At 53.6% G+C, this 15,386-nt stretch carries 15 protein-coding genes; 8 read left to right on the top strand and 7 right to left on the bottom strand.

All coding sequences use genetic code 11. The features are described from left to right. Nucleotide 1 precedes the first annotated feature (1 nt). From pheT to rpoD, 4 genes are all read left to right on the top strand, one after another. Nucleotides 2-2,404, top strand: a complete 2,403-nt coding sequence (gene pheT / locus FRD01_RS04595) for a phenylalanine--tRNA ligase subunit beta (protein ID WP_146958054.1) — start codon at nt 2-4, stop codon at nt 2,402-2,404. Between the two features lie 197 nt (nt 2,405-2,601). Beyond that, nucleotides 2,602-2,877, top strand: coding sequence for an integration host factor subunit alpha (locus FRD01_RS04590; RefSeq protein WP_146963846.1), 276 nt, complete (start codon nt 2,602-2,604; stop codon nt 2,875-2,877). Between the two features lie 64 nt (nt 2,878-2,941). Beyond that, complete coding sequence (locus FRD01_RS04585; protein WP_146958052.1) at nt 2,942-3,631, top strand: MerR family transcriptional regulator; 690 nt, start codon at nt 2,942-2,944, stop codon at nt 3,629-3,631. Between the two features lie 310 nt (nt 3,632-3,941). Then, entirely contained in the window at nt 3,942-5,564 is a 1,623-nt protein-coding gene (rpoD, locus tag FRD01_RS04580) for an RNA polymerase sigma factor RpoD (RefSeq protein ID WP_249756005.1), read from the top strand. Here rpoD and FRD01_RS04575 read toward each other — a convergent pair. After that, a complete protein-coding gene (locus FRD01_RS04575; RefSeq protein WP_249756004.1) occupies nt 5,561-6,214 on the bottom strand; it encodes a molybdenum cofactor biosynthesis protein in 654 nt (217 codons plus the stop codon). The two genes, rpoD and FRD01_RS04575, sit on opposite strands and share 4 nt — an antisense overlap. Before the next feature lie 83 nt (nt 6,215-6,297). Here FRD01_RS04575 and FRD01_RS04570 point away from each other — a divergent pair, with 83 nt between their 5' ends. The 3 genes from FRD01_RS04570 to sctV all read left to right on the top strand — a co-directional run bounded on the left by FRD01_RS04570 (nt 6,298) and on the right by sctV (nt 10,903). After that, complete coding sequence (locus FRD01_RS04570) at nt 6,298-7,407, top strand: serine/threonine-protein kinase (RefSeq protein WP_146958046.1); 1,110 nt, start codon at nt 6,298-6,300, stop codon at nt 7,405-7,407. Between the two features lie 65 nt (nt 7,408-7,472). After that, complete coding sequence (locus FRD01_RS04565; RefSeq protein ID WP_146958044.1) at nt 7,473-8,711, top strand: hypothetical protein; 1,239 nt, start codon at nt 7,473-7,475, stop codon at nt 8,709-8,711. Nucleotides 8,712-8,815: 104 nt separating this feature from the next. Next, entirely contained in the window at nt 8,816-10,903 is a 2,088-nt protein-coding gene (sctV, locus tag FRD01_RS04560; RefSeq protein WP_146958042.1) for a type III secretion system export apparatus subunit SctV, read from the top strand. Between the two features lie 4 nt (nt 10,904-10,907). On the opposite strand, the gene FRD01_RS04555 is transcribed toward sctV, so the two are convergent. Further along, entirely contained in the window at nt 10,908-11,615 is a 708-nt protein-coding gene (locus tag FRD01_RS04555) for a hypothetical protein (RefSeq protein ID WP_146958040.1), read from the bottom strand. A gap of 87 nt (nt 11,616-11,702) precedes the next feature. On the opposite strand from FRD01_RS04555, the gene FRD01_RS04550 reads away from it, so the two are divergent. After that, complete coding sequence (locus tag FRD01_RS04550; RefSeq protein WP_249756003.1) at nt 11,703-12,629, top strand: double zinc ribbon and FHA domain-containing protein; 927 nt, start codon at nt 11,703-11,705, stop codon at nt 12,627-12,629. Here the strand turns inward: FRD01_RS04550 and FRD01_RS04545 are convergent. Genes FRD01_RS04545 through FRD01_RS04525 form a run of 5 tightly spaced genes read right to left on the bottom strand, consistent with a single transcriptional unit; the run spans nt 12,595 to nt 15,340 of the window. Then, on the bottom strand, nt 12,595-13,512 hold the full coding sequence (locus tag FRD01_RS04545) for an alpha/beta fold hydrolase (protein ID WP_146958036.1): 918 nt from the start codon (nt 13,510-13,512) through the stop codon (nt 12,595-12,597). The two genes, FRD01_RS04550 and FRD01_RS04545, sit on opposite strands and share 35 nt — an antisense overlap. Further along, the gene (pyrE, locus tag FRD01_RS04540) at nt 13,509-14,060 is read right to left on the bottom strand and encodes an orotate phosphoribosyltransferase (RefSeq protein ID WP_146958034.1); all 552 of its coding nucleotides are present in this window, start codon (nt 14,058-14,060) and stop codon (nt 13,509-13,511) included. The genes FRD01_RS04545 and pyrE overlap by 4 nt, the downstream gene beginning before the upstream one ends. Beyond that, nucleotides 14,057-14,689: a bactofilin family protein gene (locus FRD01_RS04535; RefSeq protein WP_146958033.1), complete on the bottom strand. Its 633-nt coding sequence runs from the start codon at nt 14,687-14,689 to the stop codon at nt 14,057-14,059. Before FRD01_RS04535 ends, pyrE begins: the two co-directional genes overlap by 4 nt. Nucleotides 14,690-14,692: 3 nt before the next feature. Then, entirely contained in the window at nt 14,693-15,010 is a 318-nt protein-coding gene (locus tag FRD01_RS04530; protein ID WP_146958031.1) for a bactofilin family protein, read from the bottom strand. 15 nt (nt 15,011-15,025) lie between these two features. Beyond that, the gene (locus FRD01_RS04525; protein WP_146958029.1) at nt 15,026-15,340 is read right to left on the bottom strand and encodes a bactofilin family protein; all 315 of its coding nucleotides are present in this window, start codon (nt 15,338-15,340) and stop codon (nt 15,026-15,028) included. Nucleotides 15,341-15,386: the final 46 nt, after the last annotated feature.

Here is a 15,386-nt window from a genome sequence, read left to right as displayed (position 1 = left end):
CATGAAGGTAGCACGCACCTGGTTAAATGATTGGGTTGACCTCAAGGGCGTCGATTTCAAGAGTGTTATCGAGCAATTGAGTCTGCGAGGGCTTGAAGTTGCCTCTCTCAAAGAGCTGGCAGATGACCACGTGGTGGTGGGGCGGATCGATGAGATTGTCGATCATCCCAATAGCGACAAACTGGTGATTTGTAAGGTCGACGTCGGTGATGGACGGCTGAGGCAGATCGGTTGCGGCGCCAAGAATATGAAGGCTGGAGACCTCGTGCCAGTTGCACTACCCGGCGCCAAACCACCAGGGCTCGACTTTGAGATTTCTTCCAGACCGCTCGCCGGGATCGAGTCTGAGGGTATGTTATGTGCCGAAGAGGAGTTGGGGCTCGAAACATCGAGTGAGGGCCTTTGGATCCTGAATCCGGATCTTCCGCTCGGTATGCCAGCGCTCAAAGCGACTGAACTCGAAGATACGGTCGTCGAGATCGAACTGACTCCTAATCGCCCGGACGCTTTGAGTGCTCGCGGGGTGGCGCGTGAGGTCGGTGCAATCGTTGGAAGACCTATTCGAGAATCAGCCCCTTATTTTGAGGCGGCAGAGGTTGGGGCGACGGCCCGAAGATTGGTTATTGAGGACGCCGAGGGCTGTCCGAACTACGTCCTGAGCGAGATTTCGGGTGTTAAGGTCGAGGAGGCGCCAGCGTGGTTGCGTCGTCGACTGGCGAGCATCGGAACTCGCAGCATCAATAACGTGGTGGATTTGACCAATTATATCTTGATGGACCTCGGCCAGCCGCTCCATGCGTTTGATGCCGCGAAAGTAAGTGGCTCCTTATGTGTTAGAAGGGCGAAGGTAGGAGAGACTCTGGAGGGGATCGATCACAAGATCCACAAGCTGATTGAAGACGACCTCGTGATTGCTGACGAGAATGGTCCGGTCGCGATTGCTGGCGTCATGGGAGGCGCAGCGACCGAAGTCAGTGAGACCACCACAGATATCCTTCTTGAGTGCGCTTATTTTGACCCAACGACCGTGCGTAAGACTGCGAGGCGGCTGGGTCTTCATACGGAGTCGAGCCATCGTTTTGAGCGTGGCATCGACCGCGGACAGACTCTTGAGCACGCGATGGCAGCAGAGGCCCTCCTGCGTCAAATCTCTCCGTCTTGTGCGGTTAAAGGGCGGACTCAAATCTGTGCCAAGGAAGTCAAACCGCTCGCCGTGGAATTGACGCTAGATCTGGTTCACCGAACTTTGGGGCTAGAGCTAGAGATTTCTGAGGTGTCCAGTCTTCTGGCGAGTATCGGTCTACATTCTAAGGTAGACGGTTTGCGTCTAGAGGTTTCGGTTCCGAGTTTTCGACCTGATATAGAGCGGCCTATCGATCTCGTCGAAGAGGTTGCCCGGTTGCACGGGTTCGACAAGCTCTTGCCGACCCGCTCCGAGGTCCAGATGGGCTACGTCCATCGATTAAAGCCCGGAAAGTCTGCGACCATCGTTCCCAAGGCCAAGCTCGCAAGAGAGCGCACAACGCGCTCCGTGCTCCTTGCGAAGGGGTTTGCGGAAACGCTCGGCTATAGTTTTCATGGGGCAGAGCAGGGCGTGTTCCTCGGGGCCTCCAAGAGCGATGTGCTGGCAAATGCTTTGGCACCAGAGTTGTCGGTCATGCGCCAATCACTGATACCCTCTTTGCTAAAGACCCTTGGGGTTAATATTGCGCAACGGGCTGAGAGCCTCGCACTCTTTGAGTTCGGACGTGTCTACCTTGAGCCTGAGCGCCAACGCCTTGGAATTCTTGTGTACGGCGCTCGTCAAAGTCACTTCAGTGGCCAGGTTCCGTGGGATTTCTTCGACCTGAAGGGGTTGGTTCAAGAAATCACTCATGGGCTAGTTGATCACGGAGAGTGGAGAGTGCCAACGCAAGTCCATGAGAGTTTGCACCCTGGTGTGCAGGCTGAATGGCTCGTAGACGACAAAGTTATGGGTTTGGTGGGGCAGGTTCACCCAACTCTCGCTTCGCAATACGACGCAAAAGGTCCGGTCTTTGTAGCGGAGCTCGAGTGGTCGTGGATAGCCGAGGGGCTTGGGGACGTGCCGCAGCATAGGCCCATATCTAAATTTCCTGCCGTCAGTCGAGACTTTGCCATCATCGGCTTAACTGAGCGACCCTTCTCAGAGATCGAAGAGTTGATTGGTGAGTTGCGTCAAGGAGACCCTGCATTTGGCGCGGTTTTCCAAGAGATGAGTCTCTTTGATGTGTATTCGGGTGCGCCGATTCCGGAAGGAAAGCGAAGTCTTGCGGTAACTCTGACCTATCGGAGCTCGGAGCGCACACTCACAGACGTTGAAATTCAGGCTGCCGACCAGGCTTTCTTGGGCGCGATTCATAGCCGAGGCTATGAATTGCGTTGAGTTAAAAACCTGAGGATGCAAGTGTGCAGAAAATTTCACTTGTTTAAGTGAAACGATTACCGCAACCTCAGGGGCTTCCTGACATCGAACGTGTCTAGGAAGCTCTTTGTCCTTGAAGTTCCGATCGAGCGGGCTTAAAAGCTTTCCCGACATGAAAGGACACGCATTTTTTTGTCCTAAGGAGATCAATTATGACTATGACAAAAGCCGGTATTGTTGATTCTGTGTATGAGCGAGTTGGAGTTTCGAAGAAGGAAGCAACGGAATACGTTGAGGCCGTTTTTGAGACCATGAAAGAGACATTGGAGTCCGGCGACTCAATTAAAGTTAGTGGATTTGGTAAGTTTGAAGTTCGTGAAAAAGGCAAGCGTATTGGTCGCAATCCTCGCACGGGCGTAGAGATTGAGATTCCTGAGCGCCGTGTGCTCCGCTTTAAAGTGAGCCAGGTGCTAAAAGACGAGTTGAATGACTGATTCAAATCGTTAGAATAGTGGAAACGAAGAGCAAGGAAGCTTCACGCAGCCACGGAGGGTTGAATTGGAAACTCAGCGCGCAAAAAAGTATTTCAAAATTGGGGAGATAGCTCGAGAGCTCGAAGTGGAGCCTCACGTGCTCCGTTATTGGGAGACGGAGTTTGACCAATTGACGCCTCATAAGACGAGGAGTGGTCAACGCTCTTACGATCAGGCGGATCTTGAGCTCTTAAAGGCTATCCGTTGGTTGCTCTACGACGAGATGTATACCATCGCAGGAGCGAGGAACCAGCTTGCGCGCATGAAGGAAGCCGGTCGTGGTTACGGTCCAATGTCTTTGCTCGAGCCCACACAACAGAATCTTCTGCTTTCATCGGAGCAGGAGAAGCGGATTCATGAGCTCGAACAGGAGCTGCAGGCACTTCGGTCCATGAGTACCGAGATTGAGTCTCTGCGCGACATGCTTGAGCAGACTGAACTCGAGAACGAAGTTTTGAGTGCGCAACTTCGAGATGCTGAAGCCAATGTAGGGGCTGGAGGCGACGTTGAGGCGATGGGTGCAGAGATTGACGCGCTTCGCGAAGTCATTTCGAAGCTTCGAAGCTCTCAAGAGTCGATGACTGAGGAAAAGGGCTGGCTTGAGGCCGAGAACAATCGGCTACAGTCCATTGCTAATCAGCGGCGTCAGCATCGCCGTGGGGCAATTATGGGAGTTCGCAAGGAACTTGAGCGCCTCAAGGAAATGTGCGCCTGAAGTATTTCTGAAAGAATGGGGGGAATGTTTTTGTTTCGCCGAACGTATCTTCCTCGGTCCTCAGAAAACTGAAAGAGTTTTCACACGAGTGTGACAACTTTGTCAGGTTTCGGGGTTTGTTGACAATGGGATGATCGTCCTAAGTCTTCAGGTATACGCACGTTGAGAGTGAGTTAGCCGGACGAGGAAGACGTGGCATGGATAGTGCTTCCTCAATTAGGTGGGGTCAGATTGGCCCTGACGATAGAACACATACCCGAATCTGGATCACGATTCAAATGATTCGGGAGACCTCACAGGTGGTAAAGCGGTGGGCGAAACAAAGACAAAGAATAAATCGCAGAAGGCACCAATCAATAACGTCGAAGATGACTTCATCGGGCAACGCACCGAGGCTCGGCGAAATGCTAAAGTACAGGCGGGAGAAGGAAGTGAGGAGTGGAAAGATGGGTTCGATCCCGTAAAGATGTACCTGAGACGTATCGGCCAAGTCACGCTCCTGACGAGGGAAGGCGAGGTGGCTATCGCCAAAGAAATCGAAGCGGGTCGTGAAATCGTGTTCGATTGCATCGTCAGCTGCGAAAATGGAATCGAGCAAATGCTGGCGCTACCGGACCGACTTCGTGGCGGAACAGCTCGTGCTCGAGAGGTTTTTGACGAGTATTCGCCGAGCGATGAAGATAGTGACCAGCCCGTCGCTCCTGATGTGTTTAAACGGTTCGAGCGGCTCAAAAAAGCTTATCAATCACACCAAGAGAAAGTGGCAGAAGTTGCCGAGTTGAGTAAGAAACGCTCGAAAGACAAGGAGGCGCTTGAAGAGGCCGAAAAGGCTGAACAACGGGCCAAGAGGCGCTTGGTCAACGCCGTTCGTGAGTGTCGTCTTTCTCAACGATTTATCAACGAAGTTGTCGGGAATATCAAAGAGGCTTCTAGCTCAATTAGGCGCTGTGAGCGGCGGCTTGAAGAATACGCGAGAGTGTCTAAAGAGAGTCGGGAGAAGCTCGACATAATGGCCGACACCTATATGGCTGGTGACGAGGTCGATTACACCGGGTTTAGGTTCGGCGAGGATTATATCGTCGAGTACATTCAGGTGCGTGAGCATTTCACCGCACTTCAAACGCGAGTGGAACGAGACTTCAAGATGACTCGCGCCGAGCTCGACCTGCTTGTGAGTAAGATCGACGAGGGAGAGCAACGCGCCGAGCGTGGGAAGAGCGAGATGATTCGTGCAAACCTGCGCTTGGTGGTCTCGATTGCCAAGAAGTACGTGAACCGCGGCATGCATTTTCTCGACCTGATCCAAGAGGGAAATATCGGCTTGATGAGAGCCGTAGAAAAGTTCGAGTATCAGCGAGGACATAAGTTCTCCACCTACGCCACGTGGTGGATTCGTCAGGCGATTACCCGTGCGATTGCGGACCAGGCGCGTACCATTCGAATCCCGGTACACTTGATTGAGACTATCAATCGAATTGTACGAACATCACGCCAGCTAGAGCAGGATTTGGGACGCGAACCTGAGCCTGATGAAATCGCAGCAAAGCTCGATATTCCAGTTGAGGCAGTGCGCCGTGCGCTAAAGATCTCTCGTCAACCTGTGAGTTTGGAAACACCGATTGGTGAGGATGATAGTCAGCTTGGAGATTTCATCGAGGATGAAAATTCGCCGAGCCCGATGGAAGAAGCCGTATTCCAAGCATTGCGTGAGCAGACTCAGGAGCTACTTTCGAGCCTTACTCCCCGTGAAGAGAAGATTCTGCGGATGCGATTTGGAATCGGTGAGCCTACGGACCACACTCTTGAGGAAGTTGGGCAGGACTTCAATTTGACCAGAGAGCGCATTCGTCAGATTGAAGCTAAAGCGCTCCAGAAGCTGAGGCAGGCGAATCGTGCTGATTCTCTGCGGCCGTTCTATGACAGCAACGGCTAAGGTCCGAGTCCAACCCATGTTGCGCCGTCAGGCCCAGTTTCTTTTTTCCAGATCGGCGCAACTTGCTTTAGGTGGTCGATGACCCACTCGGCAGCCTCGAATGCTTCCTTTCGATGCGGGGAACCCACAGCGATGACCACAGCGATGTCTCCGACATGCATCAGGCCTACTCGGTGATGAATCGCAACCTTTACGGGCCAGCGCGTCTCGGCCTCGGCTCGCGTTTTGGCGAGCTCGGAGAGGGCCATTTCCTCATAGACTTCGTAGAGTAGTGTATCGACCTCATGGCCCTCATTGTGATTGCGAACAACACCTTCGAATGTCACGACTGCGCCGTGAGTGGGTGAAGAAACCAACGCGCGCACATCAAGAGGTTCGAGAGTTTGGTCCTGGATGTGAACCATCGCAGAGCCGCCTGAGACGGGAGGGATGAACGCAACCTCGTCTCCGTCCGCAAGCTCGGTTTCCCACCCGACGAACTCAAGATTGCGCGACCCGCGTAAATAGGGCTTGAGGGACTCGAAGGGGTATTCGCGGCAAAGCAAGGAGAAGAGGTCGTCGAGCGTGATTGGGCCGGCGACGTCAAGTTCGAGAGAGTCGACTCCTGCCTTTTCTTTTAGAACGGCGAAAAATTTCACGTGGACGATCATTTCTACTCCGAAGGGAACGAATTTTTTGACACTCGGTGATGCGTTGCCAAGATGGGCCATAGATTGACGACCAAGGAGGGTCGATGTCTGAATCCTCAATTAAGCGCCAACCAACGTCACACCCAACGCCTACGCTGCGTTACGGTGACCGGTTGGGAGACTACCTCATCAACGGTTTTGCCGGAACAGGCGCCACAAGCTTTGTCTATCGTGCGCGGCACGAGTCGAGCTTCGAATCCGTGGCTATCAAGGTGCTTCACCCCCATCTCTTGGAGGATGAGGTTAAGCGGCGTCGGTTTCTGCGTGAGGCACATATGATGATGGCCATGCGCCATCCGAATATCGTGCGGTTTCACGAGATCTTGGAACTGGGTGACCAGTTGGCCTTTGTGATGGAGTACATCGAAGGGCGTACGTTGGAGACGTGGCAAAAGAAGTACGCGGCAATGGCGGATGAAGAGACGCTTACGTGCCTCTTTATGGACATCCTCAGGGGCGTTGGAAATGCGCATCGGCATGGGATTGTGCATAGGGATTTGAAGCCTGCAAATGTCATGATTACGCAGGCCGAAGACCGTTTGGTAGCAAAGATTATCGACTTCGGTGTGGCCCGGTTTGCGGACCGTCCGGTGGAGCCGGAGGATAAGGCCAAGATCGTAGGAACGGCGGCGTACATCAGTCCAGAAGAGGTCCGAAACCCCGAGCTAGTGGGTCCTTCGTCCGATCTCTACAGCATCGGGGTCATGATGTACGAGACGGCCTGTGGGCGTCGACCCTTTGAAGGGATGCCCATCAAAGAGTTGATGAGAGCACATTCGGAAGTCGAGCCCGAGTCGCCGCGAGAGGTGCGTCCCGAGCTCACGCCACATCTTGAACGCGTGATCCTTCGTACACTAAGCAAAACGCCTGACGCACGATTTAAAGACGCTAGGGAGCTGATGGTGGCCCTTGAGCGAGCGATGGCTGGAATGGAGGATTTGGGAGTGCTTGAGGAAGGCCCCACAAAGGAGTGGGGAAGGGTGGAGGACGTGCTGCCTAGCGACCCAGAGGAGAAGCGAAAAGCGTTGGAGTTCTTACTCTGGCTTCGGCACTCCATGTTCTTCGTCATGGCGTTCATGATGAGCAGCGGCTACCGCGGTGATTCTCAAGACCCTCATCATCTCAACCGTGGCGGCGTGGAATACTTTCATTAAGGCCGAGCGCTTGACATCATGATCTTCAGGGCTACACTGACCTTACATGTAAGTAGGTGTAGTTTATGATGAATTGGATCCGTGGTTTTTCTGCATTGGCTTTGGTTCTCACTTTGGGATGCGGTGGCGAAGAAACCGCCGGCCTCGAATGCGAAAATGATGACGTTTTTGCCCGAGTTGGTGAAACCGAAGGATGTTTTGCTCGATGTCCGGTAGGCGTTTGCTCGGCCGGATTGGTTTGCCTAGAAAACCTTTGTATTCCAACAGATTTGGTTGGTGGCAATAACAATACGAACAACCCTGTTCGGACGAATAACTCGACGTCACCGAACGACCCCAACAACCCAACGAATAATCAGACGACCCAGACGAATAACTCGACGACTGGCTCCTCGAATGGTTCCAATAACCAGTCGAACAACACCAACAATACGAACAATACCAATAACGAAACGACCACTGAGACCAACAATAACAATGCGGCTCAGCTTCAGGCTCTTTGCCAACAGGGCTGTGACCTGCTCTATGGGTCCTGCATCACTGACAACTGCACGTTGACTCCCGAACAGACTACAGCGTTGAGTGGAATCTACGACACCTGTCTCAATGGAGATCCTGAATATGCTGGCTGTGTGTCCGAGGCTCAGACCGATCCAGACTTCAAGCTTGCGCTTGAGGAGCTTCTGACCAGCACCTGCGACGATGTGAGTTCGCTTCGTTGTGGCGAGTTTGGTCTAACGCAAGAGTGCCAGTGTGCGGCTCCTACGAGTCTTGGAGATGCATGTACTTCAGCGAGTGACTGTGGAGCGGGAGATCTCTCACCACTTTGTATTCCTGAATTGAATTCTCAGGGACAGCCAACAGGATATGTGGGGGGGTATTGTTCTGCAGGACCATGTCCAATAAGGGATTCTAGTATCACCGACGTTGATATCTATTCCGACGATTCGTGCGGTGCGGGGAATCTATGCGTAGTTGTCCCGAGTGCGTCAGGCCCACGTTCCTATTGCATTCAGGGTTGTGATTCCGGCTGTCGAAATGGCTATGCGTGTCAGATTCAAACGGTCGAACCTAACGCTCAAGGTGAGGCTGCCTTTGTAGGTGGTTGCGACCCAGGTTGCACTTCGTCTCAAGACTGTGGAACAGGCGCACGTTGCAACACCTTGAGTGGACGTTGCGAAGTTCCGTGCGGAAACCAACCCGTTGGATCGGTGCCCGGCAATCCCACGTTGACCGAGCTTTGCCTGAATTCAAACGGGTCGTGTATTCAGCGCGCCGAAGGCTTCTTTTGTTCTCTTCCTTGAGGACATTGCTTCGTTTTTTTGATTGTCAATGGTGAGGGTTCACGCTACTTTTCAACCATCTACGCGATAGCTATTTAATAACCCACACATCGGGGGGGAAATCGATGGAACAATCTAGTGTAACAACCAAAGCTTTCATCAGTAAGTACAGCGACCTCGTTCTCGCGATGGTCGTGGTCGGAATGGTGGGGATGTTGATCGTCCCGCTTCCAACGTTCATCTTAGACCTCCTGCTGACTCTCAATATCGCCACGGCGGTTACGCTCTTGATGGTCAGCCTCTACATTCCGTCTGCTGTAAAACTCGCGAGTTTCCCAACAATTCTTTTGCTGACGACGCTCTTTCGTCTTGCGCTCAACGTATCCTCCACACGTCTCATCTTGTTGCAGGCGGATGCCGGAGAAGTGATTGAAGCGTTTGGGAACTTCGTTGTGCAAGGGAACTACGTGGTCGGTGGCGTGATCTTCTTGATTTTGACCATCATCCAGTTCCTCGTGATCGCTAAGGGATCTGAGCGTGTTTCGGAGGTCGGTGCGAGGTTCACGCTCGATGCGATGCCAGGCAAGCAGATGTCGATCGACGCCGATTTGAGGGCTGGAGCGTTTGATCTCACCGAGGCCAGACGACGGCGCGCTGCGGTTCAGAGAGAGAGTCAGTTGTATGGCGCGATGGACGGCGCGATGAAGTTCGTCAAGGGCGATGCCATTGCTGGTATCATCATGACCGGAATCAATATCATTGCGGGGATGGTGGTCGGTATTTTGCAACTCGAGATGAGTGCCGGAGATGCTGCCAAGACCTACACACTTTTGACCATTGGTGACGGCCTCGTTTCTCAGATTCCAGCGCTCTTGATCTCGTTGACGGCCGGTATCATCGTGACTCGTGTCGCGGGCGATGAAGAGACCAATCTTGGTAAGGACATCTTCGGCCAGATCATGAGCTATCCCAAGGCGCTCGCCATCGCGGCTGGACTACTCTTCGCGTTCGCGATTATTCCGGGGCTCCCGACGGTGCCTTTCGTGCTTCTAGGGTCAGGGCTCGCGCTGATCGCGTACCGTTTGATGGGACGAGGTGACAACAAGGCAACAGAAGTTGAACAGGTTGCTCAAGAGGTCAAAGAGGAGGCGCGGGAGCAAGCAGCGCAAGTGCAAGTACTCTTCCCGAGTGTGATGCCAATGTCTATCGACCTCGGAAGCGAGCTCGTCAAATCCCTCTCTGAAGAGCGTATCCAGTGGCTCAAAGACACCATCGGTTCCATGCGTGAGGGCGTGTTCTTTGAGACAGGCGTAAAAGTCCCCAACGTTCGCGTTCGGACAGATGGCCGAAACGTTCGAGAATGGGGGGTTGGAGTTTCGATTGAAGAGATTCCAGTGGAGTCGGTAGAATTTCCTCAGGGCAAAGTGTTTGTGGCCGAAAGGCCGGAGGCCTTGACGGCTCTTGGTCTTGAAGTGGAAGCCACCACACACCCGATGACACGGCGGCCGGCATCCTGGGTCAAAGCCGAGGATGCTTCTGTTGTGGAAGGCGGTGGCTTTAAGGTGTGGGATGGTGCGGGATATGCCTTGATTCGGCTGACAGCTTCGGCCAAGGCCAACGTCTCTCGGTTCATTGGCGTACAGGAGACTCAGGCCATGTTGGAGCAACTTGAGGGGCCGTTTCCAGCCACGGTTCAGGAGGTCGTTCCAAGGCAGGTCAGTTTGCAGCAGTTGACCGAGGTGCTGAAGCGTTTGGCAGAGGAGGGGATTTCAATCAGGAATCTGCGTGGAATCCTCGAGATCTTAGCCGATCGTGCGCGCGGTGAAACGGATCCGATTGTGCTGACAGAACGGGTGCGAGAAGGCCTATCACGCTTTATTACTCATCAAGTTGCGCGTCCGGATGGCTCAGTTGTGGCCTACTTGGTTGACCGCGAGCTCGAGGACATTGTGTCAGGGGCGGTTCGCCACGCGCCGGATGGGAGCTACCTGGCACTCCCGCCGGATGTGACTCGAGAGATTCTGGCCGCGGTTAGACGTTGTGTTCAAAGTGATATCGAGAAGGGTAAGACTCCGGTTCTATTGGCCGATCAATCCGTGCGTAGGTACATCAAACGCCTTGTGTCTTTGGAGTTCCCCGAGTGTATGGTCCTTGGGTTCCAAGAGCTAGATCCCGCTCATAAGATTCAGCCCCTTGGAAGGGTCGCGCTCTAGAGCTTTAGCGGCTGGATTCGCGCGGCTCTTCGAGCAACGAGAGCAGTCCATGTTTTCCGGTGAAGAGAAAGTGGACCGTATCTTCAAGGTTTTTGGCGCGCGCCTTGGGGTCTATGTCTGAATAACGCTCCATCAAGACATGGTTTTCCCACATGGTTTGAGCGTTGAGCGGATCCACCAATTTTGCTCGGAGGTGAGTGACAAGACAGGTCTTGGATGGCCCTACGTTCCTCGTAACCACGTGTTCTCCAGCAGCTTTTTCGCGGCAATCCCCTTCGGTGTAATATGCCAACTCCACAAAGAGCAGCGGGACATCTCCGAAAGGTGAGCCCGCTTTGCGTAGGTATTCGACTTCTTTGGTAACGGACTGATCGGGCTCAAAGGTATGACGAAGCGAATCCTCCGGCATTGCGTCAAGAAAGTCCTGGCTCTCTTCGAGAGAACGTAGATATCTTGTTGAATGGTCCAACGAAACCACTTCTACGCCCTTGTTCACGAGCCAGGAGGCGATTTCAGTGTGAGCATTCCATTCCAGGGCGTCTCGTTGGGAATCGGTCAGTCCGAAATGAGACGACGCCTCGACTTGGATGATGACGACCTTTTGAGTCTGAGCCTCTGAATACGGAGCCCTGACGCCTCTTGGTGGACCGCTGGCACAGCCAACAATCGAGGAGAGCAAGAGGACTGCGAGGATGTTTTTCGCAAATGACATTGTGACACGTCTGGCGGTCATAAGTTGCAAGGAATCGGGGAGGGTGATACACCAAGGGCGTTCAAAAGTTCAAGGTTCGGAGGAAGAGTGGTCACCTGTCCAAATTGTGCTCGCGAAAATGATGACCAGTACAAGTACTGCCTAGGTTGTGGGACTGTTCTGCCCAAAGCTGAGCCTAAGCCTGTGGATGAAGGTCCTCGCATGATCGCGTGCCCTCATTGTGGCTCTCAAGTTCCAAGTAATTTTAGATTCTGTGGAGCGTGCGGTGGCGCCATCGCAGCGGCAACTCAACCGCCAGCAAGTGCAGCAACTGCGTCCACGCCCGCGCCCACACCGAGTCCACCTGTACCCACAGAACCGGAACCACCGGTTTCAAGGAATGCCGGGTACCTGGTGGTGATTCGTCCAGACGGATCCGAAGGGGCACGCATCAACCTGGAGTTCGGCGAGGTAGTCTTGGGGCGCACCACAGGTCACGCAGCCCTGGACAACGATCCGTTCCTTTCTCCGCAACACGCACGGCTTGAGGTTAAGGACGGGCATTGTCTCATCCACGACCTAAACAGCCTCAATGGCGTGTTTATGAGAGTGGTAGGCGAGGTTGAAGTTCAACACGGGGACTACCTGAGGTTTGGACAAGAGCTCGTGCACTTTGAATTCATGTCCCAGGTGGCTCCGATTGTGCCAAAAGCCAATGAAACGCTTACTGGTGGCGCGCCGGACACCGGTTATTGGGCCCGATTGTCTTTGATCAGCGGTCCCGACTTGGAGACGCGTGCGTTCGTCTTCTCAGCAGACGAGATCGCGATTGGCCGTGAGATCGGAGACGTCCTCTTCCGTGATGATGGGTTCGTCTCAGGACGGCACGCGAAGATCTACAAGGTCGAGAATAAGGCGTTCGTCAAAGACCTCGGTAGTTCAAACGGCACCTACCTGAGAATCCGCAAAGAGAAGAAACTCAACGCCGGTGAGTTGGTCCTTATGGGACAGCAACTCTTCCGACTGGTGATGTAGATTCAATCTCATCTGGCCAAAGGCCATGATGTTTCAAGAACTTCTCAACCGAAGTGTTTACCAAATCTGGTAGCTCAAGCGGTGCGATATGCGTTCCGCCCGGAACGATAACCAACTCACTCTCATCGATCATTTCATTCATCTCGTGTGAGCGAGAGAGCGGGGTGAACGAGTCATGTTCACCCGCAATGATCAGCGTAGGGACGTTTACCGATTCGAGGATATGCTCGGCACTATGATTCGAGAGCTCCTTGAGCATGCTCACGAAAAACCGAATATCTAGCGACGCGACGTGTTCAAGATAGGGTTGGAAGTCTTGTCTGCGTGCGAATTTGGCGTTGATTTCAGAAGTTCTTCCCGCAAGTAGGAAGTTCAGCCGGTTCGGTGCGAACGTGTTCCAAAGAGCCTGTAATTGATCCGGGGCAAAGTCCACCGCACGGTCGATATGAGGCAGAAGTTGAGCGAGCCTATCGTTGTTGTGAAACGTGTCGAGAGGTCGTTTGTAGGTGCCACACATAGGAATGAGGGCGCGGACACGTTCTGGGAACATCCCGAAGAACTGCAAAATGACCTGAACACCCATAGAATGGCCGGCAAAGATGCCTTTCTCCAGGTTCAAATGGGTAAGCAGATGGTCGAGGTCAACGCAGAGATCTTCGACTCGCACGGCATCGGGGTTTCGCAGCGGCTTGCTATTTCCGTGTCCTCGGTAGTGCCATCGCAAAATTGTGAAATGAGCCAAGAGATCGTCGATGAGGTAGGGCCAGATAAACCCATCACATGCAAATCCGTCGCAGAGGACGAGCAGCGGCCCGCTGCCACCTAAGGCCCAGTAGATTGGAGTCGAGTCGATAGGGGAATCAACAAATCCGTCTGTGTTCATTTGCAGAGATCGTCGAGAGAGAAGAGCGAATGTAGTTCCACGTGATGATCGGCCAGGAGCTCTTTGGCACCTGCATTGCGGTCAACAACCGCCAAAGCATATTTCACCTGAAATCCAGCCTCTCGCAAAGCTCGAATAGCCTGAAGCGTGGACCCACCGCTTGTAACGACGTCGTCAACCGCGACGACTTGGTCCGGAGGGTTGATGAAACCGGGGGCTTCAATCTGGCGTTGAGTTCCGTGGGCTTTCGCCTCTTTTCGCACGATGATGGACGCAAAACGTTTGCCGTCAAGATGTGCTGAAATCGCAGTAGCGCTCACTAGCGGGTCTGCCCCAAGCGTGAGTCCGCCTACACCCTTTGCTTCAGGGCAAAGGGATTGGATGCGTTCCCAAAAGCATTGGCCAATGAGGTACGCACCTTCGGAATGAAGGCTCGATTTGCGGATGTCGATGTAAATGCGGCTCGTCTGACCTGACGCGAGCGTGAATTCTCCGAATTGAACCGACTCGCGAAGGATAAGCTCCTTGAGATCGGCCAAGGAGCTCATGATTCGGCCTCCGCCAATCTCTCGGCGAGTTCCTGTTTGGTTCCTGAGACGGGGAGGTCCAGGTCCCTGAGTCGATCTCTCAACTCTTTGACGGTCAAGTCATCGTACTTGTCCAAGTCCAGTTCGCCGCTTTCCTCGGGTTCTTCAACTTCTTCTACAACCACGGTTGTGGTGGCAGAAGGGGAGGCAGCGGCTGCTGCACTCGTGGATGAAGTCGGTTTGGGTGGCGTACGCGGCGCGGGTGCACTCGTCTTGGCCACGGGTGTGGTTCTAGCCGGTGCGGGACGTGCAGCACTGATGGTTGTTTTCGCGCTAGGCACGTCATCCATCGAGATCTCTGCTTTGACTTTTGCACCATCATCGATTTGCAGAACTCCAACCTCGAGCAGCTCGGCGTCGACCAGTGCCGTCGAAGTCAGATGTAGAGTTTCGGCACGCAGCCTGCCTTCGAAACGGCCGTCGATTCGTACGCTAACCGCGTTGACTTCGCCTTTGACGAGGGCTTGGTCTTCCACGACGAGCATCCCGGAAATCTCGATTTGGCCTTCGACTCTGCCAGCGACTACCAGGTCGTCTTCGCCGCTGATGCGCCCGAGTACGACGATGTGTTGTCCAATTGTTGTGGGCATAGTTTAGTCCACGTCCATGTCGATATGACCCTTGAATGCGGCGCCATCGGCGATGAGAATTCGAGGCGACTTTACATCGCCTACCATTCGGCCTTCGCTTGCGATGTGCACTCTTTCGCTGGCGGTAAGGTTTCCAGTCACCTGGCCGCTGACTTCGATGTTTTGCGAGACGACGTCGGCCTCGACAACACCACCGTTTGCGACATGGAGCGAGGATTCAAGGGAGATTTTACCCTTCACGACACCTTCGACGGTGACGGGCTCATTTCCTGAAATCTCGCCGTCGATCGTGATACCGTTTGAAATCACAGTTTCAGCCATTGTGTCCTCCTAGAATTAAGCTGGCACATCCATGTCGATGTTGCCTTTGAAACGGGCGCCTTCGTCGAGCACGATACGAGGTGCTCTGAGGTTACCCGTTACTTTTGCATTAGCGTTGAGATGAATGAGGTCTTGAGCCACGAGGTTGCCACTATAGTGTCCATGGATATGAACACGATGTGCGTCAACATCAGCGACTACTTGTCCTGATTCGGTGATAGTGAGTTCGCTGTCGAGGGAGATTTGTCCTTCGACATTCCCTGCGACCGTAAGGTCGACGCTACCGCTTATGCGGCCTTTGATGAGGATACCCTCTCCGATCATCGCCATGATATCGTTCCTTCTCCGCAAGGGGAGCCCATAAAACTCGGGCCAT

It is taken from the genome of Microvenator marinus (assembly GCF_007993755.1).
Taxonomy (GTDB): Bacteria; Myxococcota_A; Bradymonadia; order Bradymonadales; family Bradymonadaceae; genus Allomicrovenator; species Allomicrovenator marinus.
The sequence above is the reverse complement of the archived record's forward strand: the minus strand, read 5'-3'. Positions and strand labels throughout refer to the sequence as shown.

Coding starts and splice junctions, on each gene's coding strand:
- pheT (WP_146958054.1), top strand. CDS start 2: ATGAAGGTAGCACGCACCTGGTTAAATGATTGGGTTGACCTCAAGGGC.
- FRD01_RS04590 (WP_146963846.1), top strand. CDS start 2,602: ATGACAAAAGCCGGTATTGTTGATTCTGTGTATGAGCGAGTTGGAGTT.
- FRD01_RS04575 (WP_249756004.1), bottom strand. CDS start 6,214: ATGATCGTCCACGTGAAATTTTTCGCCGTTCTAAAAGAAAAGGCAGGA.
- FRD01_RS04570 (WP_146958046.1), top strand. CDS start 6,298: ATGTCTGAATCCTCAATTAAGCGCCAACCAACGTCACACCCAACGCCT.
- FRD01_RS04565 (WP_146958044.1), top strand. CDS start 7,473: ATGATGAATTGGATCCGTGGTTTTTCTGCATTGGCTTTGGTTCTCACT.
- sctV (WP_146958042.1), top strand. CDS start 8,816: ATGGAACAATCTAGTGTAACAACCAAAGCTTTCATCAGTAAGTACAGC.
- FRD01_RS04555 (WP_146958040.1), bottom strand. CDS start 11,615: ATGTCATTTGCGAAAAACATCCTCGCAGTCCTCTTGCTCTCCTCGATT.
- FRD01_RS04545 (WP_146958036.1), bottom strand. CDS start 13,512: ATGAACACAGACGGATTTGTTGATTCCCCTATCGACTCGACTCCAATC.
- pyrE (WP_146958034.1), bottom strand. CDS start 14,060: ATGAGCTCCTTGGCCGATCTCAAGGAGCTTATCCTTCGCGAGTCGGTT.
- FRD01_RS04535 (WP_146958033.1), bottom strand. CDS start 14,689: ATGCCCACAACAATTGGACAACACATCGTCGTACTCGGGCGCATCAGC.
- FRD01_RS04530 (WP_146958031.1), bottom strand. CDS start 15,010: ATGGCTGAAACTGTGATTTCAAACGGTATCACGATCGACGGCGAGATT.
- FRD01_RS04525 (WP_146958029.1), bottom strand. CDS start 15,340: ATGGCGATGATCGGAGAGGGTATCCTCATCAAAGGCCGCATAAGCGGT.